This window comes from Corynebacterium sp. HMSC065D07, from assembly GCF_001810695.1.
Classification (GTDB): domain Bacteria; phylum Actinomycetota; class Actinomycetes; order Mycobacteriales; family Mycobacteriaceae; genus Corynebacterium; species Corynebacterium hesseae.
This window is the reverse complement of record NZ_KV802471.1, coordinates 268836-295433: the sequence shown is the minus strand read 5'-3', so window position 1 is coordinate 295433 and position 26598 is coordinate 268836. Positions and strand designations below refer to the sequence as shown.

23 protein-coding genes are annotated in these 26598 nt (G+C 59.0%); 14 read left to right on the top strand and 9 right to left on the bottom strand.

Features of this window, described 5'->3' with window-relative positions:
* The first annotated feature begins 106 nt into the window (after positions 1–106).
* Complete coding sequence (locus tag HMPREF2760_RS10425; RefSeq protein WP_070597280.1) at positions 107–1393, top strand: hypothetical protein; 1287 nt, start codon at positions 107–109, stop codon at positions 1391–1393.
* A 93-nt stretch (positions 1394–1486) separates the two neighbouring features.
* On the opposite strand, the gene HMPREF2760_RS10420 is transcribed toward HMPREF2760_RS10425, so the two are convergent.
* From HMPREF2760_RS10420 to HMPREF2760_RS10410, 3 genes are read right to left on the bottom strand one after another with little or no spacing between them, the layout of a single operon-like run.
* Positions 1487–2116: a DUF2625 family protein gene (locus tag HMPREF2760_RS10420; protein WP_070597278.1), complete on the bottom strand. Its 630-nt coding sequence runs from the start codon at positions 2114–2116 to the stop codon at positions 1487–1489.
* A gap of 57 nt (positions 2117–2173) precedes the next feature.
* Positions 2174–3541 carry a phosphomannomutase/phosphoglucomutase gene (locus HMPREF2760_RS10415; protein ID WP_070597276.1) on the bottom strand — a complete coding sequence of 456 codons (1368 nt, stop codon included), beginning with the start codon at positions 3539–3541 and terminating at the stop codon, positions 2174–2176.
* A 48-nt stretch (positions 3542–3589) separates the two neighbouring features.
* Positions 3590–4033 carry a DUF3499 domain-containing protein gene (locus tag HMPREF2760_RS10410; RefSeq protein ID WP_083299235.1) on the bottom strand — a complete coding sequence of 148 codons (444 nt, stop codon included), beginning with the start codon at positions 4031–4033 and terminating at the stop codon, positions 3590–3592.
* 93 nt (positions 4034–4126) lie between these two features.
* On the opposite strand from HMPREF2760_RS10410, the gene HMPREF2760_RS10405 reads away from it, so the two are divergent.
* Complete coding sequence (locus HMPREF2760_RS10405; protein ID WP_070564863.1) at positions 4127–4597, top strand: metallopeptidase family protein; 471 nt, start codon at positions 4127–4129, stop codon at positions 4595–4597.
* Positions 4598–4725: 128 nt separating this feature from the next.
* On the opposite strand, the gene HMPREF2760_RS10400 is transcribed toward HMPREF2760_RS10405, so the two are convergent.
* The 3 genes from HMPREF2760_RS10400 to HMPREF2760_RS10390 form a co-directional block, all read right to left on the bottom strand.
* Positions 4726–4974, bottom strand: coding sequence for a WhiB family transcriptional regulator (locus HMPREF2760_RS10400; protein ID WP_005528147.1), 249 nt, complete (start codon positions 4972–4974; stop codon positions 4726–4728).
* Between the two features lie 489 nt (positions 4975–5463).
* Positions 5464–6558 carry a mannose-1-phosphate guanylyltransferase gene (locus HMPREF2760_RS10395; protein ID WP_070522520.1) on the bottom strand — a complete coding sequence of 365 codons (1095 nt, stop codon included), beginning with the start codon at positions 6556–6558 and terminating at the stop codon, positions 5464–5466.
* 56 nt (positions 6559–6614) lie between these two features.
* On the bottom strand, positions 6615–7490 hold the full coding sequence (locus HMPREF2760_RS10390) for a glycosyltransferase family 2 protein (RefSeq protein ID WP_070565257.1): 876 nt from the start codon (positions 7488–7490) through the stop codon (positions 6615–6617).
* Positions 7491–7579: 89 nt separating this feature from the next.
* Between HMPREF2760_RS10390 and HMPREF2760_RS10385 the strand changes: the two genes are divergently transcribed.
* Genes HMPREF2760_RS10385 through HMPREF2760_RS10375 form a run of 3 tightly spaced genes read left to right on the top strand, consistent with a single transcriptional unit; the run spans position 7580 to position 10723 of the window.
* On the top strand, positions 7580–9232 hold the full coding sequence (locus tag HMPREF2760_RS10385; protein ID WP_210384679.1) for an LCP family protein: 1653 nt from the start codon (positions 7580–7582) through the stop codon (positions 9230–9232).
* A gap of 45 nt (positions 9233–9277) precedes the next feature.
* Entirely contained in the window at positions 9278–9976 is a 699-nt protein-coding gene (locus HMPREF2760_RS10380) for a TIGR03089 family protein (protein ID WP_070564858.1), read from the top strand.
* A gap of 24 nt (positions 9977–10000) precedes the next feature.
* Positions 10001–10723, top strand: a complete 723-nt coding sequence (locus HMPREF2760_RS10375; RefSeq protein WP_070564855.1) for a sulfite exporter TauE/SafE family protein — start codon at positions 10001–10003, stop codon at positions 10721–10723.
* A gap of 88 nt (positions 10724–10811) precedes the next feature.
* Here HMPREF2760_RS10375 and HMPREF2760_RS10370 read toward each other — a convergent pair whose 3' ends face one another.
* Together HMPREF2760_RS10370 and HMPREF2760_RS10365 are read right to left on the bottom strand one after the other, a co-directional pair.
* Positions 10812–11447, bottom strand: coding sequence for an endonuclease domain-containing protein (locus HMPREF2760_RS10370; protein WP_246823673.1), 636 nt, complete (start codon positions 11445–11447; stop codon positions 10812–10814).
* Positions 11448–11932: 485 nt separating this feature from the next.
* Entirely contained in the window at positions 11933–12814 is an 882-nt protein-coding gene (locus tag HMPREF2760_RS10365) for a LysR family transcriptional regulator (RefSeq protein ID WP_246818410.1), read from the bottom strand.
* 130 nt (positions 12815–12944) lie between these two features.
* On the opposite strand from HMPREF2760_RS10365, the gene HMPREF2760_RS10360 reads away from it, so the two are divergent.
* From HMPREF2760_RS10360 to HMPREF2760_RS10350, 3 genes are read left to right on the top strand one after another with little or no spacing between them, the layout of a single operon-like run.
* The gene (locus HMPREF2760_RS10360; protein WP_070565236.1) at positions 12945–14600 is read left to right on the top strand and encodes a thiamine pyrophosphate-dependent enzyme; all 1656 of its coding nucleotides are present in this window, start codon (positions 12945–12947) and stop codon (positions 14598–14600) included.
* A gap of 12 nt (positions 14601–14612) precedes the next feature.
* Entirely contained in the window at positions 14613–15947 is a 1335-nt protein-coding gene (locus HMPREF2760_RS10355; protein ID WP_070565234.1) for an aromatic amino acid transport family protein, read from the top strand.
* A gap of 13 nt (positions 15948–15960) precedes the next feature.
* Positions 15961–17001: a histidinol-phosphate transaminase gene (locus tag HMPREF2760_RS10350; protein ID WP_070597274.1), complete on the top strand. Its 1041-nt coding sequence runs from the start codon at positions 15961–15963 to the stop codon at positions 16999–17001.
* On the opposite strand, the gene HMPREF2760_RS10345 is transcribed toward HMPREF2760_RS10350, so the two are convergent.
* Positions 16998–17765 carry a TetR/AcrR family transcriptional regulator gene (locus HMPREF2760_RS10345; RefSeq protein ID WP_083304516.1) on the bottom strand — a complete coding sequence of 256 codons (768 nt, stop codon included), beginning with the start codon at positions 17763–17765 and terminating at the stop codon, positions 16998–17000. The two genes, HMPREF2760_RS10350 and HMPREF2760_RS10345, sit on opposite strands and share 4 nt — an antisense overlap.
* A gap of 48 nt (positions 17766–17813) precedes the next feature.
* On the opposite strand from HMPREF2760_RS10345, the gene HMPREF2760_RS10340 reads away from it, so the two are divergent.
* The 6 genes from HMPREF2760_RS10340 (at position 17814) to HMPREF2760_RS10315 (ending at position 26462) form a co-directional block, all read left to right on the top strand.
* The gene (locus tag HMPREF2760_RS10340; protein WP_070523320.1) at positions 17814–19325 is read left to right on the top strand and encodes a flavin monoamine oxidase family protein; all 1512 of its coding nucleotides are present in this window, start codon (positions 17814–17816) and stop codon (positions 19323–19325) included.
* 2 nt (positions 19326–19327) lie between these two features.
* Positions 19328–20272 carry a universal stress protein gene (locus tag HMPREF2760_RS10335; protein WP_070530899.1) on the top strand — a complete coding sequence of 315 codons (945 nt, stop codon included), beginning with the start codon at positions 19328–19330 and terminating at the stop codon, positions 20270–20272.
* Complete coding sequence (locus tag HMPREF2760_RS10330) at positions 20269–21822, top strand: APC family permease (RefSeq protein WP_070597272.1); 1554 nt, start codon at positions 20269–20271, stop codon at positions 21820–21822. The genes HMPREF2760_RS10335 and HMPREF2760_RS10330 overlap by 4 nt, the downstream gene beginning before the upstream one ends.
* Positions 21823–21847: 25 nt before the next feature.
* On the top strand, positions 21848–23224 hold the full coding sequence (locus tag HMPREF2760_RS10325; RefSeq protein WP_070597270.1) for an NAD-dependent succinate-semialdehyde dehydrogenase: 1377 nt from the start codon (positions 21848–21850) through the stop codon (positions 23222–23224).
* Between the two features lie 551 nt (positions 23225–23775).
* A complete protein-coding gene (locus HMPREF2760_RS10320) occupies positions 23776–24960 on the top strand; it encodes a class II histone deacetylase (RefSeq protein WP_070597268.1) in 1185 nt (394 codons plus the stop codon).
* Positions 24957–26462, top strand: coding sequence for an APC family permease (locus tag HMPREF2760_RS10315; protein ID WP_070597266.1), 1506 nt, complete (start codon positions 24957–24959; stop codon positions 26460–26462). Before HMPREF2760_RS10320 ends, HMPREF2760_RS10315 begins: the two co-directional genes overlap by 4 nt.
* Positions 26463–26598 lie beyond the last annotated feature (136 nt).

The following is a 26598-nucleotide window of genomic DNA, read 5'->3' as shown; positions in this document are numbered from 1 at the left end:
TCCCTGCGCCCGCTGTGCGTTTCGGGAGGCCCGTGCAGCCAATCATTACGATGGTGGCGCACGCGTCCTTAGAATGGAGCCCACCCTCATCCAAGGCAGATAAGATTTGACTTTCGAGATTGCATATAACCAGCCCACAGCGTTTTTCTGGCAAGACCTTGAATCCACCATCGCCACAGTCAAGAGCAACTTTGATCCGCTTTTTCTCAACTTCGTTGAAATTGACAAACCCACTAAGCCACTATCAAATCTCGATCGAGTCTGGATCTTCCAAGAACAAAACGGAGTAACCGCGGTGAGCTATTCGCTCGACGAGTCAGATCGCCTTTTCCAGCTCCTCATTCACGTCCATGAAGAACTCGAACATCCGCCCCTAGGGATGGCGATTACGAAGACCGAGGTTTCCCAGCAATGGGTACTCATTACTTACTCGAATCAGCTAGATGCGATGACGCGTTCCTACTCCCAACATTGGCTCGGGAAAAAGACCACCGAAGATTCAATGGCTCCCGACTTTCCAGTAAAAGCTCAAGATATGAACGAACAGCGCCTTCTCGAATTCCTTGAAGAAAACGGCCTCGACGTTGCCATGTCTTCAGCTTCACCAAGAAATGCCCGATATTTCCTCGTCACAAACCGAGAACCGACTCTAGAGGAGTGGGAGGAATACTATTCCCGCATGGGAAAACTGAGTTACTCTACAACCAACAATGGCACCAGCGACGGAGCAACAATGAGCACAGAACGAGTAATCATCCACCTCCCAACCACTCCAGCCGCGCCAGATGAGATCTACAACCTCGTGATCTCCGCTAGCCAGGCAGAAAACCACTTCTCGCAACAAGCTCTGCAGCTCTACCAATACCTCACCAAAGTATTAGCGCCACACAACATAGCTGTGGAGCTCACCGGATCAAATTGCCTTGCCATCAGCGATTTCGACGACCACATCGCCCAGTTACTCCTATCCGTCAGCCCCGTGCTTTCCTACTTCGCAACGCTCACCGTCCTCGAGAACGAGCAGTTGGTGTGGACATTTGGTGATGAAAACTCAAACTTCACCACCGAGACGATGGAGTACCAAGCGCCTTGGGCTAGTCTCCGCAGCATTCCTTACTGGATTGATTACATCACTACAAATGCTTGGTCACTAGCGAACCTCAATGTGGGAACCGATCCGCGGGATTTCCTGATCATCAGTGACAACACCAAAATTGAGCATTACATCCAGTGTTACTTCAGCCCAGACAGCAACAACTACCGCGTAGAAATGCGCCTCGGCGATGCTCTGCACCACTACTGGTGCGATAAGAACGACGCCGCAAGTGTCATCCAAGAACTCTCCACCTGGATGTCTGCCCCAACCACTCCACCGCTGGGTGGAACAAACTAGATATTTCATAGCTCACCACTCAAGGTTGCGCGTGCGGTGAAAGCAGTTTGAGTAAATTGAGCTGACCCGTGGCCACTCCTAGGCGGTGCAGTGCTACTTGGTGCCCAGCAGTTCCTGGATGCTGACGACCGCCTTCGTCGCCTTGCTCACGTCGCTGCCCTCGACAGAGGAGGGCGGCGGGTACAGGAAAATGCCCTGCGTGAGCGCCAAGGACGCCACATCGTCCTGCCAGCCCGGCCAGCGCAGCCCCTCAAAGACCACATCGAGGCCACCACCCAGCGCAGCAAGAAGGAAAGCCGAGTAGCCGCCACCAAGCCTGTCCCATGTGAGGGTGTCCGGCCCGAAATAGCAGACCTCGCCGGGCGCAACACCCAGCGCACCGCCGTCGATGGCGAATAGGCCGCCGAGGACATCGTGCCCGACAATCAGCTCGCCGGGCGGCGCCGACATGTCGCCTCCCAACCCGTTGGCTTCGGCAATGCTCGGCAAGTGTTCGCTGCCGCCGCCGTACAAACGTATCCAGCCGTGGTCGACGACAATGCCGCCGGTGTGCAAAGCGACAGCTCCCATCGTCGACGCGGCGGTAACCTGCAGCTCCCACAGCGAGCGCCGCCCTCGCTCTGAGTCAATGGGCAGCACGACTGCATCAGATTCGGCCAGCGGCTTCTGCAGGTGGGGCCAGGCCGGTTCGTCGACGGCAATGAGACTTTCGATGTCACGCACGGAGGCTCCTTCGCTTGTCATGTTCATGCCTTCAGCTGGAGGGGCGGCGGCGGTTTTCTAGGCGCGGATGATGCCGAGGACCTCGTCGACGATGGCCTGCACCTCGTCGGCAGTCTTGGCCTCAACGTTGAGGCGCAGCAGCGGCTCAGTGTTGGAGGCGCGGACGTTGAACCACGCGTCGGTGCCCTTCAGCTCTACGGTCACGCCATCGAGTTCGTCGACGGACTCAATCTTGTCCGCCAACTCATCGAGCACGCGCTGCGTCGTAGCCTTCTGGTCCTCCACAGTGGAGTTGATTTCACCCGAGGCCTCGTAGCGCGAGTACTGCGCCATGAGCTCGCTCAGCGGCTTGTCCTGCTCACCCAGAGCAGCCAGCACGTGCATGGCAGCGAGCATGCCGGAGTCCGCATTCCAGAACTCCTGGAAGTAGTAGTGCGCGGAGTGCTCGCCACCAAAGACCGCCTTCTCCTTGGCCATCTGGGCCTTGATGAAGGAGTGACCCACGCGGGTACGCACGGCCTTGCCGCCCTTCTCCGCGATGAGCTCCGGAACGGTCTTGGACGTAATCAGGTTATGGATGACGGTGGCACCAGGGAACTTATCCAGGTAGCGCTCCGCGACCAACGCACAGATGGCGGACGGGGACACCGGCTGGCCCTTCTCATCCACCACGAAGCAGCGATCCGCATCGCCGTCGAAAGCAAGGCCGATATCCGCCTTCTGTTCGACGGTGAACTTCTGCAGGTCCACCAAGTTCTTCGGATCCAGCGGGTTAGCCTCGTGGTTGGGGAAGGTGCCGTCGAGCTCAAAGTAGAGATCCCGAACGTCGAAAGGCAGGCCCTCAAAGACCGCCGGGACGGTGTGGCCACCCATGCCATTCGCGGCGTCGACAGCCACGACCAATGGGCGGGAGTTCTCCAGCGGCACCAGGCCGCGAAGGAATGCCGCGTAGTCCGGAAGAACCTCACGCTCAGTGACGGTGCCCGGCTCACCGTCGAAGGCCGGGGTGCCGTCGATCAGCATGTCCTTGATCTGCTCCAGCCCCGTCTCCTGCCCCACCGGAACAGCGCCCGCGCGGCAGAGCTTGATGCCGTTGTACTTAGCCGGGTTGTGGGAGGCGGTGAACATAGCGCCCGCGCAATTGAGGTGGCCGGCGGCAAAGTACAGCTCATCGGTGGACGTGAGGCCGAGCTGGATAACATCAAGGCCCTGCGCGGCAGCGCCCTCAGCAAAGGCGGCTGCCAGCTGCGGGGAGGACGGACGCATGTCGTGGCCTACTGCCACGGTGGTCTCCCCTTCCCCGCGGAGGATGGCGGCGTAGGCCGCGCCAGTATCGCGCACGAGGGTTTCGTCGATGTCCTCACCCACGACGCCACGGACGTCATAGGCCTTGATCACTGCATTGAGCTGTTCACGAGTTCGCATAACCCACAAGCATACCCCCGTCAGTCGCGGTAATCCGCGTGCGACGAACTAGTCGGCGTCCGGAACCACCGTCAGGTGAGCTCGGCGGCGCTGGCGGGCATCGTGGACGCGGCGGGTTCGGAACACGGGGTGGTTCGAATTCCGCGGATCCGCGCCGTCGAAAGTAGCGGAATAGTCAATGGGATCGGCGCCGGAACCAGCAGTGGAATCATCCACCAAGCCAGTGGTCACGCGCCCAGCCTCACGGACCGCCTCGGCGAGAGCTGTAAGGTCATCATCCTCATCGAGCTCGATGCGGTCAACGCGCACCATTTCCCATCCTTGCGGGGCGGTAATTCGTGCGCTGTGCTTTTCGCACAGATCCCAGGCATGGGGATCGGTTTCTTCGGAGAGCGGGCCCACGACGGCGGTTTGCTGCGCATAGGCATAGGTCAACGTCGCCACGGCGGGACGGCCGCAGCCGGGGCGGGAGCAATGGCGAGAGCTATTCACGGGCCCAAGTCTAAACCCTAACTTGAGATTTAGATAGTTCAGCGCGGCGCGTCTCGCCGCGAGCCCACCTCGATGCGGCTTAGACTAAGCCGCATGACCACGCCTCGCCCGCATATTCGCCCGGCCCGCCACCGCCATGGCCGTGGTGCCCGCGGGCCGCTGTTGCCGCAGAATACGCCGCGCTACCGCAGCAGCGCCGAGCGCTTCGACATGGCCGTGCTCGAGGCCTACTCCCCCATTCACAATGCCTTTGCCGAACAGCTCACCGGACTCGATCTCGCCGTTGATACCGTGCCCCGCATGCGCCTCTCAGTTGATATGACTGTGTTGCCGGATGAAATCATCGCGGATGGCCCCGTTCCGCTCGGGCGCATCGTCCCGGCGGGCGTGGATTCCGAAGGCCAACCCACGCGCGCCCGACTCGTCATTTTCCGCATGCCCGTGGAGGAGCGCGTGCACTCCGCGCAGGAGCGTGAAGAGCTACTGTCCACGGTGCTAACCGCTCTGGTGGCCAATTACCTCAACGTCGATCCCGGTGATATCGATCCGCGTTTTACTTGGTAAAGGCTAGGGGTGCAGAGCGCCCCTGCCCTAAAACCACTACTCCCCCTCACCGCCGAGACCCGAGCCAAATGACATAGGACTGTGCAGTGAGGGGGAGCACTGATGCTGGTTAGTAGCTGCTTTGAGCTCTAACCAATCTCACGCTTGAGGCGGCGACGCTCACGGTCCGAAAGCCCGCCCCAGATACCGAAGCGCTCGTCATGCTCCAAGGCATACTCGAGGCATTCATCACGCACCGCGCAGGCCTGGCAGATACGCTTAGCCTCGCGGGTAGATCCTCCCTTTTCCGGGAAGAATGCTTCTGGATCCGTCTGGGCGCACAGCGCCTGGTCTTGCCACTCCTGCTCGACGGCACCAAAGAGTTCATCGAGCGACATCTCTGCAGCAGCACCGCCACGGAGAATAGCGCTGTTATTCGTTGTATTGTCCACGCCGCTTCCTTTCTCCGAGGTCGTTTCTCTCTTAATTCGATGGCACCGACCCTACACCGAAAAGATTTTTCGGTGCCGTGCCCGCCGTGCCGTTGATTACACTGATGTCATTTCACACCGAATCACTAAATATCGTCAACCTGTCGCGAGAGATTTTTCGGCGGCTCCAGCGAAAACGCTGTACAGCATCCCCAACTTTCACATCCGTCACAGATCGCCCATCTAGGGGGCAATCATCGGGGGTACTACATGTAGTGGCCACCCCCAACCCTGTGAACAATTCTAAGGTTGCTTCGGCGTGTCGCCACCCAGTTGGGCAAAACACATGGATCTCATTCGCACCATGAAAACCATGCGTCACGCCCAAAAGATACGGAAAGCACCGAGAAGGTTCCTTCCTCCTCGGTGCCTTTTCCTCCTTTTACGGCGCAGCGCTTAGGCGTCGGAGCTGAAACGCACGCCAGCGTCCGGAATGCTCACGCCCGGGAAGACGCGCATGCCGCCCTGCAGTTCGCAACGCGCGCCAATGGTGGCGCCTTCACCAATAACGCAACCATCAATATGCGCGTTGGCACCGATGTGCGCGCCCGAGGCAATGATGGAGTTGTTAATGATGGCACCCGGCTCAATGGTCACGCCGTCAAAGACCACCGTGCCGTCCAAACGCGAACCCGCCCCAATGACAGACCCGCGACCCACAGCCGTACCCGACAGCAACAGCACGCCACCGGCAATACCCGCGGACTCATCCACCACGGACTCGCCCGTGCGGCCCACCAGCAACGGTGAATGCGCAATGCCGCGCACCAGATCGGAAGAACCACGGACGAAATCATCCGGGCGGCCCATGTCGCGCCAATAGGAGTTGTCCACATGCCCAACCACTAGGCGGCCAGACTCCAGCAGCTGCGGGAAGGTCTCGCGCTCCACGGAAACCACACGGCCCTCCGGGATGGTCGCAATAACATCCTTCTTAAACACGTAGCAGCCAGCGTTAATCTGGTTCGTCGGCGGATCCTCGGTCTTCTCCAAGAAAGCGGTCACCCGCCCGTTGGAATCCGTCGGGACGCAGCCAAACGCGCGGGGATCGGCGACGTTGAGCAGGTGCATCGTCACGTCGGCATCCTTCGAGTGGTGAGTATCGAGGATGCCGTTGAGGTCCATACCGGACAAAACGTCACCGTTGAACACCATGACCGTATCCTGACGCAGCTTGTCGTAGACATTGCGGATACCGCCGCCCGTACCCAGTGCGGTTTCCTCCACGACGTACTCGATCTCCAGACCCAGATCTGAGCCGTCCCCGAAGTACTCCTCAAAAACCTCCGCCTTATAGGAGGTGGAGAGCACCACGTGCTCAATCCCCGCGTCCTTGATGCGGGCGAGGAGGTGCTGAAGGAATGGGTAGTTGGCCGTGGACAGCATCGGCTTCGGTGTGCCAATCGTCAGCGGGCGCAGGCGAGTGCCGCGACCTCCCACCAGAATGACGGCATCGGCCGTCGATCCCCACTGGGGCGCTGATTCAGTCATATCGTTCCTTAATCTCTTTTCAGATAAGCCACCGTTAGTGTATAGGCGCACCTAGCTCAGGAGCCGTCGCGGCACGCGCTTAATACCAGCCCACGTACGCGCAGCCCCAGCCACAAGGCCACGCGCAGGGGCGCTTGGTACCAGTGCGGGTGCCTGTCCGCCTGGAAGCGATAGGCCGAATCATGGTGCGCGCGCAGCATTGCGCCGCGGTGCGCCTGCGTCGAATGGCCTTTGGCGTGGGTAATCACCGCCGTGGGGCAGAAGATATTGCGCCAGCCGGCGCGGACGAAGCGGTCACCTAAGTCCACATCCTCCAAATACATGAAGTAACGCTCATCAAAGCCGCCAATCTGTGCAAAAGCCTCCCAGCGCACCAACAGACAGGAGCCGGATAGCCAGCCGGCGGGGCGCTCGCTGTCCATGTCGGCGTCATCGCGGTAGGCGCGCGACCACGGGTTGGAGGGCCAGATCGTTCCGAACAGCGCATGGCCAATTCCCGTGAGCAACGTGGGCACTGCGCGCGCCGAAGGATAGTTACTGCCGTCCGGCTCCACGATGCGCGGCCCCACCGCCGCGGCATCCGGGTGACGGCGTGCGCACGCAATCAGCTCATCCAGGGAGCCTTCGCTAAAGGTCACGTCCGGGTTGGCGATGAGGAAAAATTCGTCATCGACCCCACGCGCACGCACAAAGCGCGCGCCGGCATTCATCCCCGCGCCGTAGCCGATGTTGCCGCCGGTATCGAGGAATTCCACGTCCACGTGTTCCCGCGCGGCGGCTTCCGGCACCCCGTCGGTCGAGCCGTTGTCGGCAAGGATGGTGAGGGTAGGGCGGGACGTCGCCAAGCGCAGCGATGCCAAGAAGTCGCTGAGGTAACGGCCAGGAGAAAAGGTCACGGTGACCACGGCCAGGGGTTTCTGTAAATTCTTCACGATGAATCTGAGCGTACCCAACGCCAACGCGCGCACGCGCCCGCGACACTGCTTCACGTTTTTGCAGCGAGCTCACCTAAACTAGTCCCGTGACTTCCCCGAACTCCCCGCGCGCCGCCCGCCATATCCAGGCCGCGCCCTCGCAGTCCGCGCCCACCGCCCAACGAGGATCGACGCCGGTGAAAGCCATCGTCGCTTTCTTGTCCGCCGTTGTCCTCGTGGTCTCCGGCGTGGGTTACTTCACCGTGGGCAAGCTGGGAAATGACATCTCCTCTGCGTCGAACCTGGCACTGGGTAACCAGGGTGGTTTCAAGGACAGCAGTCTCGATGGCGCGGTCGATATCCTGCTCGTGGGCAAGGACTCCCGCACCGATGCCAAGGGGAATCCGCTTTCCGAACAGGAGCTGGCAGATCTGCATGCCGGCGTGGACGAAGGTGAGGAAAACACGGACACCATCATGGTGATCCGTATTCCGAACGACGGCTCGCGCGCGACTGCCGTGTCTATCCCGCGCGATACCTATGTCCACGACAGCGAGTTCGGAAACACCAAGATCAATGCTGTCTTCGCGCTCCACAAGTCCGCCAAGATGGAGGAGCTCCAGCAGGAGAACGCTGAAGCTGAGGCAGCAGGTAAGAAGCCTCCCTACACGGAGAAGGAGATGGAGAAGGAAAGCACGGAGGCCGGCCGTGCTGGGCTCATCTCGATGGTGCGCACGCTTACGGATGTCAGCGTTGATCACTACGCTGAGGTGGGGCTCTTGGGCTTTGTGCTGCTTACCGACGCCGTCGGGGGCGTCGATGTCTGCCTCAACAATGACGTGGATGATCCGATGTCCGGTGCGAAGTTCCCGAAGGGGCGCCAGACCCTCAAGGGCTCCGAGGGCTTGTCCTTCGTGCGCCAGCGCTATGACCTGCCGCGCGGCGACCTTGACCGCATCGTGCGCCAGCAGGCATACATGGCATCCCTGACCTCGCAGGTTTTGGATTCGGGAACGCTGACGTCCCCGGGCAAGCTCAACAAGATTGCCGATGCCGTGGAGCGCTCCGTTGTCATCGATGATGGCTGGGACATCATGGGATTTGTCACCCAGCTGGCCGGGCTGGCCGGCGGCAACGTGACCTTTACGACGATCCCGGTGACCTCAATTACCGGCGTGGGTGACTATGGCGAATCGGTGGTGACCATCGATACTGCGGAGGTACATCGCTTCATGGATGATCTGGCCAAATCCCAAGAGAAGGCTGAGGAAGAAAAGAAGTCTGAGGATGCCCCAGCCGACCAGGAAGGTGAAGACGGCGAAAAGCCCGTGGCCGAGGACCTCAACCTCCACGTCCTGAATGCAGGCACCGTCGACGGCATGGCCGGCGGAATCGGTGCGTGGTTGAAGAACGTGGGCTACACCGTTGAGCGCACCGCCAACGCGCAGTCGGGCCTGTATACCGAGTCCCAGATTGTGGCCGCGGATGCCAACGATGAGCGCGCCCAGGCCTTGGCTGAGCAGCTCGGCGGCCTGCCGGTCACGGCCAACGAGGAGCTCGAGCCGGATACCTTCATCGTGGTGGCTACGGATGATTACTCTGGCCCGAAGGATGACTCCGCGCAGGAAGAGGAGGCTTCCGCCGAGACGAGCGAAGGCGGCGACACCCAGCAGGTGGGTACTCCGGGCGATGACTTCGGTACCGCGGAGGTGGCACCGGAAATCGACGCCGGCGGCGACGGCCCGCGCTGCGTGAATTAACAGCGTCGTGGCGGGCTGAGCGCCCGCCACCTACGATGGGCGGACATGGAACTCCTTCAGCATCTCTTGACCGCCGATGCCTCCGCTCCCCGCCTCAGCGTCTACAACGAAGCTGACGGCACCCGCATGGACTTCTCGGCGCAAACGCTGGAGAACTGGACCTCCAAGATTGCCAACATGCTGTTGGAAGAGCTCGACCTTGAGCCCGGCACCGATGCCCGCATCCTCATCGACCTTCCGGTGTCGTGGCAGGCTGCCGTCATTGCGCTTGGGGCACTAGCCGCGGGCATCCCCTTTGACATTACGGATGGTGCGGCTGCCCCAGAGCCGCACGTCGATGATGTCGCCGTAGTTTTCACCTCCCCGGAGGCCTACCTCGAGGCCACCGCCGGCTCGGCTTCTACCCCACTGGTCGACACGGTGCTGGTCACGCGAGATCCTTTTGGCCGCGGCGTTGTCGAAAGCGGCGGCGAGTTGCCGCTCGGCACCATCGACTTCGGCCCCACGGTGCGCTTTTATGGCGATCACTTCTATGGTTCTACCACTCCGCTTCCGAAGCTTTTCCCCACGGATTTGGGCGCTGAGCGCGTGTTGTCTCCAGGGTGGAGCGACACCGCCTCCTTCCAACGTGCTGTGTTAGAGCCACTGGCTGCGGGTGGCTCGGCCGTCATCGTGTCCGGATTGTGCTCGGCGGACCGCTTGGAGGAAATCGCGGCCAACGAGAAGGTCACTGTCCGCGCTTAAAGCTTGTCGTGAGATAGTAGAGCGATGTTCAGCTGGCTCTACGTCTTCATCGGCCTACTCATCCTTGTGGGCACAATCTGCCAGGGAACCATCGGATTCGGCCTGGGCACCATCGCCACCCCAATCTTGGCGCTGATTAAGCCGGAGCTTGTTCCCACGCTTATCCTCCTGCTGGCCTTCGTCATTTCAACCACGACAATGCTCAAGTCACGCTCAGCGGTGTCGTGGGACATCGTGGCCATTTCCTCCATCGCGCGAATACCCGGCTCCCTGCTCGGCGCGTGGGCCATTGCCTCCCTCTCCCACCGCGGGCTCTCCCTTTTCATCGGCTGCGCCGTCATCTTTGCCATGACCTTGTCTAGTCTTGGCTGGTCGCCGAAGCGAACCACCACCAACATCGCGGTCGCGGGTGCTGCTTCCGGGCTCCTGGGCACGTCCACCTCCATCGGTGGTCCACCCATGGCGTTAGTACTCAAAGGATACGACCCCACCCGTGTGCGCGGCACCCTGTCGGGCACGTTCATCATCGGCTCCACCATCTCGCTAGCCACCTTGGCCTTGAGCGGGCAAATCACCAGCCTGCAGCTCACCGCGGCCGCGGCCTACCTTCCGGTAGCCATCGTCGGCCTCATCGCTGCCGGATACCTCAACCGATTCATCAACGCCACGGTGCTCAACCGCATCGTCATCATCGTGGCCATCAGCGCGGCTGTGGCGCTCATTGTTGAGGGGCTGGTTGCTGCCTAGCGTCCGCGGCCTACTGCCACGACCACGCTCCGCACTGCCCGTTCTGCCAAAGTTCTCGCCTCCGACTCAAGATCTGGCAATAACTTTGTCAACTAGGGCAGTTGGGTGGCTCCGGGAAATCTGGCGGTTCCGGGTAATCGGGTGGCTCAGGCAAGTCGGGCGGCAGATACCCTAAGTGCTCGCTGTATTCCCAGGGCTTTGGCTTGGGCGGCAACACTCCCTCATGCCAGAAGCCGATGAATTTGAAGTAGCGCTTCTCGAAGTCCGGATTCCTGGCATTGGCTATCTGGTCGATGACATAGTCCAGATGTGTTATGTCCAGATGATGTGCCACGCAATGACCTGTGTAGCGCAACGTGAGCCACCCAATCAGCGCACCCTCGTTGTTCTTCCAATGGTCTCGTAGCCATGCCTCTCGCTGGGAATGGAATTTCATCCCGTTGATTTCTACCGCAACCTTGAGCTCTGGGAGCACGATGTCCCAGGTGTAGTGGCCGATAACAACGTTGCACTCAACTTTGAGCCCACGCCTCTTCAGTCCCTTCGCCACCTTGACCTCCGCACCGGAATCCGTGAACAGGGCGGCTTGCTCCAGCATCCGTTGGCTTGCAACAGGGATGACATTGAGTGCTTCGCGGTGGCTGTCCAAGCGAGCACGCCCCGACTTCGAAGAATAGATAGATTCGAAGACGCGAATCCCCAGATCAGGACTAACGGACTTCATAGCGACAAGAGGATTAAGAATCCGGATCCCCGACAAAGTGACAAAACTAGTGACGCTCACCCGCGAGTGCACATAAAAGGTCGATGTCGGCATCCTCTCTGCACTAGCGAGCCTCAGCGGAAAAGTGACAGGCTCGCCAAGGAGTACCTGGGCAGCCGTTGTACCTGTCGCCTTAAGGTATGGACGGTGCTCCTGCAACAGCTTCAAAGCTCTAAAGGCTCGGGCCTGCCCCAGACGTAGATTCCCTTGGCGATTCTCGCAATCTCCCCACGGCTCACGCGAGTTGCAAGCGCGCCTTTAGATAGGCCGCGCACAACGCCATGGTTCATGTCATTCCCCCCGGAAAGTTTGGCCTCCACGCTAACATGGCGCCCCGCCACATGCCGAGCAACTGCCCGTTCTGCCAAAGTTATAGCCTCTGATTCAAGATCTGGCCTGATCTTTGGCAACAACGACAGTTATGCCCACTGCAAACTAAGCAGACCCTAGCGAAGCGACCCCTCAATAAAACTGCGGAACCGCCGAGCAATCTGCGCTATCTCCTGCCCCGCGAAGTGGCCCGGGGACCATGCCGCCACCAGCGGCACACCGCCTAGAGCGCGCTCGCCATCAACGACATCAAAGCCCACCAGCCGCGCCGGCTGCAGCTCCGTCATTAAAGCTACGGCTCGCCCGGCACGCGCCAAGGCGCATAACGTCGCCGTATCATCGCACTCCACGTGCGAGCCCAGGGCATAGCCGGCCGTGCCCACGAAGGAATCCACCACCCCGCGGGACACGCTGCGCCGCGAGGGCAACGCCACATTTTCCTGCAGCAAGCGCTCGACCTCCACGCTTGTCGAACCCGCGCATTCCAGCGCCAGCGGGTGCGTCGGCGGCGCCCAGGCGCGCACCGGAATCGTGCCCAGCGGCAAGGAAGCCACGTCATTGCCCGGCGGGATGGTAGCAATCACCATGTCGGCGGTTCCTTCCAGCGCCTCGAAGACGTCGTAGTGCGAGACCGGAGTCGTCGTAAGCAGAGGAATCGACGAGCCGGCGGCCTCTATAAACGGGGCGAGAAGCGTCGACATCGTCGTCGGCGTGGCCGCCACGCGCAGCGCCGGAATTCTGCCAGCCCGAAGTGCCTCCACCGCCTGCCCGGCGCGCGCGGATGCAGCGAGGAGGCGGCGGCAGGTGGGAATGAGGGCGTGCGCGGCATCGCTTAGCACGAGCGAGGAACCGGCCCGCACAAAGAGCTCAAGGTCCAGCTCTTTTTCAAAACGCCGCAGTTGGCGGCTCAACGCCGGTTGGGTAATTCCGAGGCGTGAGGCGGCAGCGGTCACCGTCCCGGCCTCAGCCACCGCGAGGAAATATTTGGCCTTCACCATGTCCATTCCCCTACTTTTACCAGCCCCCATGCCCTATATGCATGGCTTTAGAGCTTTAGCAACATTAGACAACATGACATCACCAAAGAATAATGAGACCACTACCACAACGAAGTCAGGGAGGTTCTCCATGTCACATGTCGGCGCCGCCATTGCCGCATCCCTTGCCGCGCACAATGTGCCCCGCGCATTCCTCGTACCCGGCGAAAGCTTCCTTCCCGTGTTGGACGGACTCTACGATTCCCCCGTCGAAGCCATCGTCTGCCGCCACGAAGGCGGCGCCACCTACATGGCCGAAGCCCAGGGCAAAGCCACCGGCCAGCCCGGCGTCGCCATGGTCACCCGCGGGCCCGGCGCGGCCAACGCCTACGTCGGCATCCACACCGCTTGGCAGGACGCTACCCCGCTCGTCCTCTTCGTCGGCCTCATCCCCACTTCGGACCGCGACCGCGAATCCTTCCAGGAATTCGATCCCAAGGCGTGGTTCGGCACCCAGGCCAAGCAGGTCTTCGTCCTCGACGATCCGGAGCGCGCCTCTCGCGTCGTGGCCGAAGCCTTCTTCCAGGCCCAGCAGGGCCGCCCCGGCCCCGTCATCGTGGGCCTGCCGGAAGATGTTCTCCACAAGGAGTTCACCGGCACCATCCACCCGCCCATCCCGGTTGCGGAAGGCGCGCTTTCCGACGATCACCTGGGCCTCCTCTCCCGCGAACTGAGCCACGCAGAGCGACCACTTATTTTCGCCGGCGGTCCGCGCTGGACCCCAGAGACCGCGGAGAAGATCACTCGCTTCGCCGAAGAGCACCGTATCCCGATCATTCAAGACTTCCGCGCCGCCGACCGCGTGCCTTTCGACTCCCCCGCCAACGCCGGCTGGCTCGGCTACGGCCGCGACCCCCGCGCGGCGCAACTTTTGGAAGCCGCCTCCCTCGTCATTGAAGTTGGTGCCGTTCTCGGTGATGTTCCTACCGACGGCTATACCCTGCGCCAGTCACCGCAGGCGCGCAACATCGCCATCAATCCCGACACCAGCCTGCGCGGGCACTCGGTACCCCTCGAGAGCCACATCGTGGCAAGCCCTGTGGCCTTCGCCAACACGCTGGACCGTCTAACCGTCGAGGGCACGGAGCAGCGCGGCGAGTGGTTTGATTCCGCGCACGCGAACCACCTCAACTTCGCCACCCTCCCCGAGCCCGCAGACTACCGTCCAGGCAAAGAGGGCACCGCCCACATGGAGGCCATCCTCGCAGCGCTCCACGAGCAGTTGCCCAAGGACTCGATCTACACCTTTGGCGCCGGCAACCACTGCATCTGGGCCCAACAGTTCTTGCGCTCGACGGTCTACCCCTCCCAGTTCAGCGTGCGCAACGGCTCGATGGGCTACTCCATCCCGGCCGCAGTTTCCACCAAGCTGCAGTTCCCGGAGCGCACCGTGGTCACCATTGCTGGCGATGGCGAATACCTCATGAACGGCCAGGAGCTGGCCACCGCGCTGCAATACGGCGCGCCTTTCCTCATCATCGTGATGTCCAATGGCGAGTTCGGAACCATCCGCGATCACCAGAAGAAGCACTTCCCCGATCGCGTTTCCGGCACGCAGCTGGTGAACCCGGATTTCGCGGCGGTTGCCCGCGGCTTCGGCGCCCACGGCGAGCTCGTCACCGATGACGCACAAGCACCAGAGGCAGTCGCGCGCGCTCTAGCCGCCATCGCCAACGACGGGGTACCGGCACTGATCAACGTCATCACCGATCAAGAGCATTCCCTGCCTATTCCGCCCACCAACTAAAGGAGGCTCATCATGAGCTCTACCAACACTCCCCCAACAACCACGCCACCCACTACTGAGCTGAAGGAGGGCGAGCACATTGTGGGCGATGGGGTCGTCGCCAAGCAGCGGCCCGCCGCATCCACCGCATCGTGGATCATTACGCTCTTCGGTACCGCCGTGGGTGCCGGCATCCTCTTCCTGCCGCTCAACGCCGGTGGTTTCGGGTTCTGGCCGCTGGTCTTCGCCACGGTCTTCATCTTCCCGCTGGTGTTTTTCTCCCACCGCACCTACGCGCGCATCGTCGCGGGCGCCCCCAAAGAGGACCACGGCAAGGACATCCTCGAGCTGGTCTCGCAGTACCTGGGCAAGGGCCAAGGAATCGTCTTCGCGGTGCTGTATTGGATCACGGTCTTTTCCACGGTCCTGATTTACGGTGTCTCCATCACTAACGCGGTGGATAGCTTCATCGTCAACCAGCTGGGCGGGCCTTCGCTCGACCGGTGGCTACTGGCCATGCTCTGCGTCGGCGTCATGACCGGTGCCTTCGCCATCGGCCGCAAGCCCATGATTTGGCTGGCCCAGGTGCTGGTGTACCCGCTGATTATTGCGCTGGCCGTCACCTCCATTTACCTCATCCCGCGCTGGGACCTGCAAAGCTTCCTTCACTTTGATGACGGCTCGGATGGCTACGGCGGCATTTTCAAGGGAATTTTCCTCATCCTGCCGGTGCTGGTCTTCTCCTTCTCCCACATGGCAGCGCTGTCGCAATTCGCCCTCGATATGCAGCCGCAGTACGGCGAGAAGACCGAGAAGCGCGTCTCCCGCACGGAGTTCTACACCTCCATCCTGCTCGTGGTCTTCACCATGTTCTTCGTGTGGTCCTGTGTCCTCGCGCTCGGCGCCGACGGCATGAATGAGGCCCTCGAGCAAAACATCCCGGTGCTCTCCTACTTCGCCAACGTCACCGGCACGCCGTTCATGGCCTACATGGCGCCCATCGTGGTCATCTGCGCCATCGTCTCCTCTTACTTCGGCCACATGCTCGGCACAGAAGAAGGCACGGAGTACCTGCTGAAGAACGCCGCTCCGAAGCTGGCGGAGAAGGTCTCGCACCGCACGCTGCTCAACATCATTTATGTCATCGCCTTCGTGTGCACCACGCTCGTGGCGATCTTCAACCCCTCCATTATTTCCATGATTTCCGTGGTCTCCGGTGTCTTCGTGGCGTTCATCGTTTACCTGGTTCCGGTGTACATGTTCAAGAAGTTGGACGTGTACAAGCACTTCCGCAATGACCCGTGGAACTACTTCGTCTTCGGCATGGGCCTGCTGATTATGGCCGTGACCATCTGGGACATGATTTAGAAAGGACGTGATTATGCTACGCAATGATCTCTCGAGCTTCCCCGAGTACAAGGTGGGCAAGGACTTCCCCAACGCGCTCAAGCTCTCATCCAATGAGGTCCCCTTCCCGCCAGCTGAGGACATCATCGCCGCGGTTGCCGACGCCGCCCGCACCACCAACCGCTACCAACAGCCCGGCAGCCTGGAGCTCACCAATGCACTGTGCAACTACTTGGGCGTGCCGGCGGATAATATCTTCGTCTCCGCGGGCTCCACGCCCATCCTGCAGGCCACCATCTTGGCGTCCTGCCATACAGGCGATGAGGTCATCGTGCCCTGGCGCAGCTTTGAGGCCTATCCCCTGTACGTGCGCATGGCCGGCGCGGAACCGGTTCTGGTCCCACTCACGGAGGATTACCGCGTCGATCTGGAAGCAGTACTCGAGGCGCTAACGGAGAAGACCAAGCTCATCATCTTGTGCAACCCCAATAACCCGACGGGCACCGTGATTACCCGCGGTGAATTCCGCGCCTTCATGGACAGGGTGCCCAAGGACGTGGTCGTGCTGCTGGATGAAGCTTATTGGGAATACAACGACGCCCCCGATACCCCGGATTCAGTGGAGGAATACCAGCGCTACCCCAACCTGCTCGGCGTGCGCACCTTCTCCAAAGCGTGGGGATTGGCCGGCATGCGCGTGGGCTACGCAGTGGCCGGCGAAGAGATCATCAACGCGCTGCGGCTGCTCTCCCTGCCGCTGACGGTGACAGCCATGGCGGAAACCGCCGCCGTGGAGGTGCTCAAGCGCCACGACGAGCTTGCCGACGCCGTCGAGATCACCAAAGCACAGCGCGACCGCGTCTGCGCGGAGCTGGGGGCCGAGAAGTCCTTCGGCAACTTCGTCTGGCTGCCGCGTGCGGATGCCGCGGAGGTGGAAACGAAGATGCTCGATGAAGGCGTGGTCATCCGCCGCTACCTCGACGAAGGCGTGCGCGTGTCCATCACCGATGAGGCCGAGACCACCCAGTTCTTGGAGGCCTGGCGACGCGCGGGCATTGAGCCTTGGAGGGGCTAGCCATTCTTCTCGTCGGGGAGATCTGACAGGAGGGCTTCAAGGCCTAAGCGGAACGGCTCGTCGGCGTAGGGATTCCTCTGATCCTGACTGTCTGCGATGGAGGCGTCCGGTGAAAAAGCGCCGCGCGCATCGGCCAGTGCCGGTGCGCGCGCCTCACTATCCACCGGAAGGTCAAAGATGTCTTCGGGGGCGTGGACATCGTAAGCACTGCCATAAATGAAAGATTCCAATGCCACGATGCGTGGCATGATGGCCGAGCTCGGAAGACCGGTCAGCTTCAAAACTCGGGCTAGCACTTCGTACATTTCAACCGTACGAGGTGCTCCAGAAATAGGTGTCAACGCAATAATCCGCACGAGCGGAACATGCCGTGCGCAGACATCGCGGTAGGACGTTGCCCAACGTATGAGTGCATCGCGGGGTGAGAGTGTCGGGGTGGCCTCCAATGCGGCATACAAGGAACTGCATTCCACTTGCTCCATGACTGCATCTTCGATCAGCGCGAGCAAGTCATCTTTCCCCGAAAGGTGGTTGTACAACGCGCTGGTTCCCACGTTTAGACGGCGGGCAATGCGCGCCATTGTGAGTTTTTCATATCCTTCTTCCCCCACAATGGTGAGCGCAGCCTTAGCGATTTTTTCGCGCGTAACCAGCGCTTTATGGGGACGACCTTTAGGCCGATGCGAATTCACAGCTCCGAAACCTTGTCTCACGTTACGTTCCTTCTGTACAGTGATACGAGACACAAAATGAATGATGTTCATTTTGCCACACCTGCCCCTTCATCGTCCCATAGGAACGGAGACACCTTCATGACTTCACTCGTCAATCCAGACAATCCCGTTATCGAGCGCGATGTCGTCGTTATCGGCGCCGGCCCCGCTGGCCTCATGGCCGCACATACCCTAAAGAAGAAGGGCCTGAGCGTAGCCGTCCTCGAAGCTCGCGAGCGCGTCGGCGGCCGTACCTGGAACGGCAAGGTCAAGGATGCACAGGGAGTCGAGCACTTCGTAGAGCTCGGAGGCCAGTGGATCTCCCCCGACCAGACCCGCCTCATCGAGCTCGTTGATGAACTCGGCCTCGAAACTTTCTCCCGCTACCGCGAGGGCAAGTCGATCTACGTCTCCCCTGATGGCACCCGCCACGAGTACGAAGGCACTGTATTCCCAGCCGATGAGAAGACCATTGCTGAGATGGACCGCCTCATCAAGATCATGGATGAACTCGCAGCGGAAATGGACCCCGCAAACCCTTGGTCCCACCCGCGCGCCAAAGAGCTAGACTCCATCTCTTTCCGCTCTTGGCTTGAGGAGCTTTCCGACGACACTGAGGCCATCGACAACGTTTCGATTTATGTGGCGTCCGGCATGCTGACCAAGCCCTCCTACACGTTCTCCACTCTTCAAGCAGTGCTCATGGCTTGCTCCGCAGGCTCCTTCAGCAACCTTGTGGATGAGGACTTCATCCTGGATAAGCGCGTCGTCGGCGGTATGCAGTCCGTTTCCTTAACTCTTGCCAAGGGCTTGGGCGACGATGTCCACCTCGGCACTCCTGTGCGCGAGCTTCACTGGGCGGAGCCGGATGCATCTACCGCGGACGAACTCAACAACATCAAGGCAGATGTTCGCAATGGTGTCGCGGGTAATGGCGAGGCTGGAAACGTTACCGCCATTTCGGAGAAGGTCACTGTAAAGGCCCGTTTCGCTGTCCTTGCTGTTCCGCCAAACCTGTACAACCGCATCTCCTTCGTTCCGCCGATGCCGCGCGACCAGCAGATTGCGCACCAGCACATCTCCATGGGACTGGTTATCAAGGTCCATGCCATCTACGACACCCCGTTCTGGCGCGAAGAAGGACTCTCCGGCACCGGCTTTGGTGGCGGCCGCCTCGTTCAGGAGGTTTACGACAACACCAATTACGGCAAGAATTTTGCCGAATCGACCGCAGATAAGGAAGACACCTACGGCACCCTCGTGGGCTTTGTCTCCGACGTTTATGCAGAGGAGATGTGGCACCTGCCGGCTGAAGAGCGCAAAGAACGCATTCTCGACGCCATGGCAGATTACCTTGGCCCAAAGACCAAAGAGCCCATCGCTTTCTACTTGTCTGACATGGCAGCCGAAGAGTGGACGCGTGGTGCCTACGCTACCTCCTATGATCTCGGTGGACTCTCGCGCTGGGGGCACCTCCAGAATCAACCGACCGGCCCCATCTACTACGCATGCTCCGACATCGCCGCTGAAGGCTACCAACACGTCGACGGCGCAGTACGCCAGGGCGAGATCGCCGCACTGGCTATCGCAGAGCAAGCAGCGAAGGCTTAAACATGGCTCCCGCAAGTTTCCCTCGCCGCAGCACTAGTGGTTGCATCCTCGTGGGCTACGTCGCTACCGATTTCGGCAAAGACGCGTTGCGCTTAGGAATTGCTCTCGCAAAAGAGCGCAACGTGCGCCTCGAACTCGTTATGGTAGCCCCCGCGCATAGCTCCTTCTCGGGCGTTTACCCGCACGACCGTGGCTATGACTCCATTGTGGAGGAACAAATCGCTGGATGGCTGGAGGAGGCTCTCGCGGAGGTTCCTGAAGAAATCACTGCAACCGCACGCATCGTGACGGGAGATTCCGAAGCTGCCGCGCTCTGCGAAACTGCGGAGACCCTTGGTGCTGACTTGCTCGTCGTTGGTGCCCGGAAGGGCGGCCTCTTCGGACGTTTCCAGATGGGTTCCGCGGTCAATGCGCTCTTGCACTCTGCCCCCGTTCCTGTCGCGCTCGCGCCGCGCGGATACTCCTACCCAGGCCCTATCACTCGAGTCACGACCTTCTTTGGCCCTCGCCGTGGCACGTCTGATGTCATTGCGATCGGCCTTGATCGTGCGCGTCGCCGTGAGATTCCCTTGCGCCTCGTCTCGCTCGTCCTAAGCGGTGAGTCTGACATGCATGGGCTCGGAACCGACGTGCCCAGTGCGCTCAATGCTTATGCCAACCGAAAACTGGCTGACTCCGCTCAACACATGCTTGACGCCGGACACGCCACCACCGAGGTGGCGTCTGGCAAGGACGTCAGCACAGCCCTAGAAAAGTTGAGCTGGCAAGACGGCGAAATCGCCGTTGTCGGTTCCTCCCGTATGGCCGTTCCTGGACGGCTCTTCTTAGGCTCAACAGCGTCTCGAATGCTCCGCTTGATCCCAGTCCCCATGATTGTTGTGCCCGCCGGCTACATGCAAGCCGGCGAAGAAAACAATCTTCTATCGAAAGGTGGTGACAACACATGACCACCACGACCCCTTCGACGCCAACCACCCACTCGGTAAATGAGACAGCGTCGGACAAAGGCCTAGCTACGGGCCGCGTCGGATTACTTGGCGCAGTCGTCATTGGCGTCAGTTGCATCGCCCCTACCTATACGCTGACCTCCGGTATTGGCCCAACGATTTCAGCTGTGGGTCAATACGTCCCGGCAGTGCTGTTGCTGGGCTTTATCCCCATGCTGCTTGTAGCGTTTGCCTACCGCGAGCTCAACAACGCAGTCCCTGATTCAGGTACTTCCTTCACGTGGGCTACAAAGGCCTTCGGCCCGTGGGCCGGCTGGATGGGAGGATGGGGGCTTATCACCGCCACGATTCTGGTGCTATCAAACCTGGCGGCGGTGGCCGTCGATTTCTTCTACCTACTTCTTGGTCAGCTCTTCAATAACCCGGCTATTAGTGATCTGACCCGGAACCTGTGGGTTAATATCCCGACTACCTTCGTCTTTATCGCTATCGCGGGCTACATTTCTTACCGCGGACTCGACTCAACTCAAAAGCTGCAGTATGTACTCGTTGCGATTCAGATTGCTGCCATTGTGCTTTTCGACGTCGTCGCAATCCACAACGCCTATAACAACGGCGGATTCGACTTCACACCGATTTCGCTCGAATGGTTCAACCCGGTTGGCATCGGTAGCTTTTCCCTCATTGCTGCGGGCATCTCACTGTCTATCTTCATGTTCTGGGGATGGGACGTAACCCTCACGATGAACGAGGAAACAAAGAACCCCGAAAAGACGCCGGGTCGTGCAGCTACGATCACGGTGCTCATCATCATCGCGCTGTATATCCTCACCGCGCTGGCAGTCATCACTTGGGCCGGCACAGGTGACACGGGCCTGGGCGCTGGTAATCCAGAAAACCAGGAATCGATTTTCGCGGCACTTTCAGAGCCCGTCTTGGGTAAGGCCTCGATCCTGATCTATATCGCGGTCCTGTCCTCTTCCTTCGCCTCCCTGCAATCCACGATGGTGGGCCCCGCCCGCACCTTGCTGGCCATGGGCTACTACCGCGCATTGCCGCCGGTGTTCGCAAAGATCAGCCCCCGCTTCCGTACACCGTCGACGGCCACCATTGTTTCCGCTGCAGCAGCAGCCGTGTTCTACGCGGTAACCCGCCTTATTTCGGAAAACGCGCTATGGGACACCATCGCTACGATGGGCCTCATGGTCTGTTTCTACTATGGAATTACGGCCGTGGCCTGCATCTGGTACTTCCGAACCGAACTGTTTAGCTCGATGCATAACATCGTGTTCAAGTTCCTCTTCCCCACTGTGGGCGGCGGATTCTTGCTCATGATGTTCTTCATCACTGCATACGATTCCATGGATCCGTCCTACGGATCCGGGTCTGAAATCGGTGGTATCGGCATGGTCTTCATATTGAGCGTCGCTGTCTTAGGGCTCGGCGTATTCATCATGCTGTTCACCCGCTTTGCCCACCCAGGATTCTTCAAGGGCGAAACCCTCACGCGAATTTCCTCGCGCGACGACGACCAGCAACCGCTGGTCTAACTACACACGAGAAAAGGAGTAATCAATGTCCAACACCTATCGCGTACAGAACCCCGTAACCAATGAGGTAGTCGAAACCTTCGATACCGCTACCGACGCTGAAGTCGAAGCAGCACTGGCAAAGTCCGCCGCGGCTTATAAAGAGTGGTCTGCACGCCCCATCTCTGAGCGCGCAGAAATCATGACCCGCGTCAGCGAGCTCTTCGAGGAGCGCAAGGAAGAACTAGCCCAGATTGCCGGCGAGGAGATGGGCAAGTTCCACTCCGAAGGCATCGAGGAAGCTGAGTTCTCTTCCGCCATTATCAAGTACTACGCCGATAACGGCGCAGACTTCACCAAGGACCAGGAGATCCCGACTGCCTCCAACGGCACTGCAGTCATCCGCCGCCTGCCTATCGGCCCACTGCTCGGCATCATGCCGTGGAATTTCCCCTACTACCAGATCGCCCGCTTCGTGGCACCCAACCTGATGCTGGGCAACACCATCATTCTCAAGGATGCGGAAATCTGTCCGCGCTCGGCCCTCGCCGTTCAGAAGATCATGGATGACGCTGGCGTTCCTGAGGGCGTGTACAACAACGTCTTTGCTTCCCACGACCAGATTTCCACCATCATCGCGGACTCTCGCATCCAAGGTGTATCTCTTACCGGTTCTGAGCGCGCAGGCTCCATCATCGGCGCGCAGGCCGGCGAAAACCTCAAGAAGGCTGTTCTCGAGCTCGGCGGCTCTGACCCGTATGTCCTGCTCGATACTGACGACGTCAAGGCAGCTGCGGAGCTGGCATGGGGCACGCGTATGTACAACACCGGCCAGGCCTGCAACTCGAACAAGCGCATGATTGTCATGGAAGACATCTACGACGAGTTCGTCGCTGAGCTCGAGCGCCTCGCCAACGCTGCTGTAAAGTCCACTCCGGACAACCAGCCTGAAGGCGCATACTCTGCGCTGTCCTCCCGTGAGGCAGCCGAAAAGCTGCGTGACCAGCTGGACCGTGCCGTTGCTGCCGGTGCTAACTTGCGTGCAGGCGGCGAGCTCTCTGAGGAAGGTGCTTACGTCTCCCCTGCTGTCATCACCGATATCCCGGTTGGCTCCGATATCTACTACGAGGAGTTCTTCGGCCCAGTCGCGACCGTTTACAAGGTAAGCAGCGACGAAGAAGCCCTCGATTTGGCTAATAACACCCAGTACGGCCTCGGCGGCACCGTGTTCTCCCAGGACACCGAGCGTGCCGCCGCTGTCTCCCGCCGTCTCGAGTGCGGCATGGCCAATGTCAACACTCCTGCAGGCGAAGGCGAAGAAATGCCATTCGGTGGCGTAAAGCGCTCCGGCTTTGGCCGCGAGCTCGGCCCGCTTGGCATGGATGAGTTCGTTAACAAGCAGCTCTACTACGTGGAGAAGTAGCCCGAAATAGATCACCAAAAGGGTGTTGGATTATCGACGGATAATCCAACACCCTTTTGGTTTTCGTACGCCCCAATTGAAGTAAAACCTGTTTCATCAAACTCAATACGAGTCCACCTGTAATCGGCATTAAAACACCTATCAAGGTTGGATTAATTCTTATACCAAGTTACAAACCTACAATCCTCCACGCGAGATAATATTATCCACCACTATCCTCGGCAAAATCATCGAGAAAAACTTTCACCCCTACCCACTCACCTGCACAGTTACAAATATTCACGAACGATAGATCGCCCAACCTGCAATCAGTCCACCCCCACAACGGGGTAACTAGTCGTGAATTTTATTCGATTCAAAATCGCTATATTGCCGTTAGTAAATACCTCTAATAGCAGTTCGGAAACAGCGGACTCCACCGCCAATATTAAAAACATAACGGCACCTTAGAGAAATTAACCTTCCCCGCAATTAAGGCGCAAACAGTCTCTCAAATCACACTCGACAAGTACTATGGTCTGCAACACCACAGCCGAAAGGAAGGATTGTAAATGTCAACCAAAAAGCAAGATAAAGTCTCTGTGGGTTATCTCTGGGACACGCTCTACGGATGGCACGACACAGGCACGGGTGGCAATGCGCCGGCGAACCCAGCCCTTGGCCTACAACCCGTGAACCGCCACTTCTCTTCGCCGGAACCAAAGCGACGCCTAAACGAATTAGTGCAGGCCTCGCAGCTCCGCAAACACCTCACCAATCTTTCGGCAAAGCCGGCGGCGAAGGAGCAACTCGAAAGAATTCACTCCAAAGAACACATCGAGTCGATGCTCCAACAGTCTCAACTACCGAAAGGTGGCGATTGTGGAGATGGAGGATCACCGTTCGGACAAGGAGGCGCAGACATTGCGAAGCTCTCAGCTGGCGGCGCAATTGAAATGACTCGAGCTGTACTAGACGGAGAGGTTGACCGTGGGTATGCCTTGATTAATCCTCCGGGACACCATGCTGAGAGGAACCGTGGCTTAGGCTTCTGCCTTTTCAATAACGCGTCGGCTGCAGCGTCTTTTGCTCTCGAGGAACGCGGTCTAGAAAGAGTCGCAATCGTAGATTGGGATGTTCACCATGGCAACGGAACCCAAGACATCTGGTGGGAAGACAACCGTGTTCTCACAGTATCCATCCACCAAGATAGAAATTTCCCGGTCGACAGTGGTTTCGTCGAAGAACGAGGCTCCGGAAAAGGCAAGGATTTCAACCTGAATATCCCCCTTCCTCCAGGAAGTGGCGACCTAGTGTATGAAACCGCGCTTAATGAGATCGTCATTCCAGCGCTCGAGGAATTCAAGCCAGAATTAATCATCCTTAGTACAGGCTACGATGCCGCGATGATGGACCCTCTAGGCCGCATGATGGTAACAACCTCGGGTTACTACAACATGACTCAGGCTCTTGCAGCTGCTGCAGACAGCCTTTCTGAAGGAAATCTAGTCGTGGTCCAAGAAGGCGGCTATTGCCAGTACTACGTTCCTTTCTGCGGTCTTGCAGTGTTTGAAAGCCTGACCGGTGAAGAGTCCGGTTTCAAGGATGAATACGCCGAAATCGTGGAAGGACAGATTCGAAAGACGTTCACAGATGAACAAATCGAGTATCTAAGAAAGGCATATACCGCTCACTTCAAAGAAGACAGCCCCGCGCTTGAAAGTCTCTCCCCTGCTACAAGTGATGGTGCCGTATGAGCGAAAAGATTCGTACCCTCAAGACGCACAACATTGTCTTTCTAGTAATTGCAGCAGCTGCACCTTTAACGGTGGTTTCCGCCGGAGTAACGGCAGCATACGCCACATCTGGAATGCCAGGAGTTCCTCTCGGCTACCTGCTTTGCGGAGCACTCGTGGCATTCTTTTCAGTCGGCTTCTGCGCTATGGCCAAGGAGATACCCAATACTGCTGCATTCTTTTCCTACGTCTCCGCCGGCCTCGGGAAAAGTCACGGTTTAGCAGCTTCTTCACTGGCTATCGTTTCTTACACTGCTATGCAGATCGCACTTTACTGTCTTCTCGGATACACAGCATCTAGCTTATTTGAATCGATAGTAGGCACCTATATCCACTGGGCGGTGTGGGCACTCATAGCTTTAAGCCTAGTGGCATTTCTAGGCATTAAATCTGCCGATGCCACTTCGAGAATTCTAGGAGTTCTTCTCTTCTTGGAGTCTTGTGCCATCGTGTTCTTCTGTGTTCTCGCAATCCGCAACCCTGCAGATGGGCTCTCGATTGGCACCTTATCTCCGTCCGCGCTCATTGGAACTGGCACAGGAACTCTCCTCGCGTTCACTATCGCCGGGTTCATGGGAATTGAAAGCAGTGCTATGTACTCTGAGGAGGCAATCAATCCGGAGAAAACCATCCCAAACGCGACGCTTATATCAATTCTGATTATTTCCGGCTTTTATGGATTCTCTTCATGGTCAATTGCCCAAAGCACTGGAGAGTCTCAGGTAGTTGATTCTGCGCAAGAATATGGTTCGGATCTGTTCTTCAACTTTATTGCCAGCCAGGGATACGAGTCCATCGTTCCGCTAATTCAGCTTCTCTTGGTCACCTCCCTCTTCGCAGCCGTTACAGCCTTCCACAATTCTATTTCCCGCTACCTCATGGCGCTGGGGCGAGAACAGGTTATTTGGAAGAACCTCGGCACGACTAGCGAAAATGGTGCCCCTGTTGCGGCATCGCTTTTCCAATCTTGCTTCGGTTTGTTTGCCATCGCCACGGCACTGCTTGCTCAAAAGCTCTCAGGATATGACGAAAGCTTTCCATCAGCAATCGTGTTCTCTTGGATGAGTAACGCTGGTGGTTTCGGACTCGTCTTCTTGCTTCTAACCACTTCGGTCTCGGTTTACTTCTATTTTAGGAAGCACAAAGGGCTTTACCCAGTGTTCGTCACAAAAGTGGCGCCAACTATCGCCATCATTGGGTTCGGCACAATGTTCGTGCTGATCTTGGCCAACTTCGAGAACCTCATTGGCGATGCCGAGCTGTGGTATTTGGTTTTCGTGATTCCAACCATCATCCTCTTGTGTGGAGTAGCTGGCTTTGTTCGCGGCGAGCTGCTCAAGCGCTCCCATCCTCACATCTATAGCAACATCGGTTCTGGACATCCCCCAGGCGAAAGCCGCGTGCAGAGTAGGGCAACCGCTGAGCCGAAAAACTCTCAACTAGTCACATCAGCACAAGATTGATCCAAAGCACGAAAACGTGAACACGGTATTGAACGCTTATGGGAAACCTCGGGGACGTACGCCCCGATTGTGCAGAGCTAACGAAATCTACCGGTAACGACAAGAGCGGCGGTGGGCTACTTCGCAGTAGCCCACC

What these genes read in the sequence shown, in the direction of transcription:
- HMPREF2760_RS10415 (WP_070597276.1), bottom strand. Translation starts at nt 3,541, where the DNA reads ATGCGAACTCGTGAACAGCTCAATGCAGTGATCAAGGCCTATGACGTC.
- HMPREF2760_RS10405 (WP_070564863.1), top strand. Translation starts at nt 4,127, where the DNA reads ATGACCACGCCTCGCCCGCATATTCGCCCGGCCCGCCACCGCCATGGC.
- HMPREF2760_RS10400 (WP_005528147.1), bottom strand. Translation starts at nt 4,974, where the DNA reads ATGTCGCTCGATGAACTCTTTGGTGCCGTCGAGCAGGAGTGGCAAGAC.
- HMPREF2760_RS10395 (WP_070522520.1), bottom strand. Translation starts at nt 6,558, where the DNA reads ATGACTGAATCAGCGCCCCAGTGGGGATCGACGGCCGATGCCGTCATT.
- HMPREF2760_RS10380 (WP_070564858.1), top strand. Translation starts at nt 9,278, where the DNA reads ATGGAACTCCTTCAGCATCTCTTGACCGCCGATGCCTCCGCTCCCCGC.
- HMPREF2760_RS10375 (WP_070564855.1), top strand. Translation starts at nt 10,001, where the DNA reads ATGTTCAGCTGGCTCTACGTCTTCATCGGCCTACTCATCCTTGTGGGC.
- HMPREF2760_RS10370 (WP_246823673.1), bottom strand. Translation starts at nt 11,447, where the DNA reads ATGAAGTCCGTTAGTCCTGATCTGGGGATTCGCGTCTTCGAATCTATC.
- HMPREF2760_RS10365 (WP_246818410.1), bottom strand. Translation starts at nt 12,814, where the DNA reads ATGGTGAAGGCCAAATATTTCCTCGCGGTGGCTGAGGCCGGGACGGTG.
- HMPREF2760_RS10360 (WP_070565236.1), top strand. Translation starts at nt 12,945, where the DNA reads ATGTCACATGTCGGCGCCGCCATTGCCGCATCCCTTGCCGCGCACAAT.
- HMPREF2760_RS10355 (WP_070565234.1), top strand. Translation starts at nt 14,613, where the DNA reads ATGAGCTCTACCAACACTCCCCCAACAACCACGCCACCCACTACTGAG.
- HMPREF2760_RS10350 (WP_070597274.1), top strand. Translation starts at nt 15,961, where the DNA reads ATGCTACGCAATGATCTCTCGAGCTTCCCCGAGTACAAGGTGGGCAAG.
- HMPREF2760_RS10345 (WP_083304516.1), bottom strand. Translation starts at nt 17,765, where the DNA reads ATGAACATCATTCATTTTGTGTCTCGTATCACTGTACAGAAGGAACGT.
- HMPREF2760_RS10340 (WP_070523320.1), top strand. Translation starts at nt 17,814, where the DNA reads ATGACTTCACTCGTCAATCCAGACAATCCCGTTATCGAGCGCGATGTC.
- HMPREF2760_RS10335 (WP_070530899.1), top strand. Translation starts at nt 19,328, where the DNA reads ATGGCTCCCGCAAGTTTCCCTCGCCGCAGCACTAGTGGTTGCATCCTC.
- HMPREF2760_RS10330 (WP_070597272.1), top strand. Translation starts at nt 20,269, where the DNA reads ATGACCACCACGACCCCTTCGACGCCAACCACCCACTCGGTAAATGAG.
- HMPREF2760_RS10325 (WP_070597270.1), top strand. Translation starts at nt 21,848, where the DNA reads ATGTCCAACACCTATCGCGTACAGAACCCCGTAACCAATGAGGTAGTC.
- HMPREF2760_RS10320 (WP_070597268.1), top strand. Translation starts at nt 23,776, where the DNA reads ATGTCAACCAAAAAGCAAGATAAAGTCTCTGTGGGTTATCTCTGGGAC.
- HMPREF2760_RS10315 (WP_070597266.1), top strand. Translation starts at nt 24,957, where the DNA reads ATGAGCGAAAAGATTCGTACCCTCAAGACGCACAACATTGTCTTTCTA.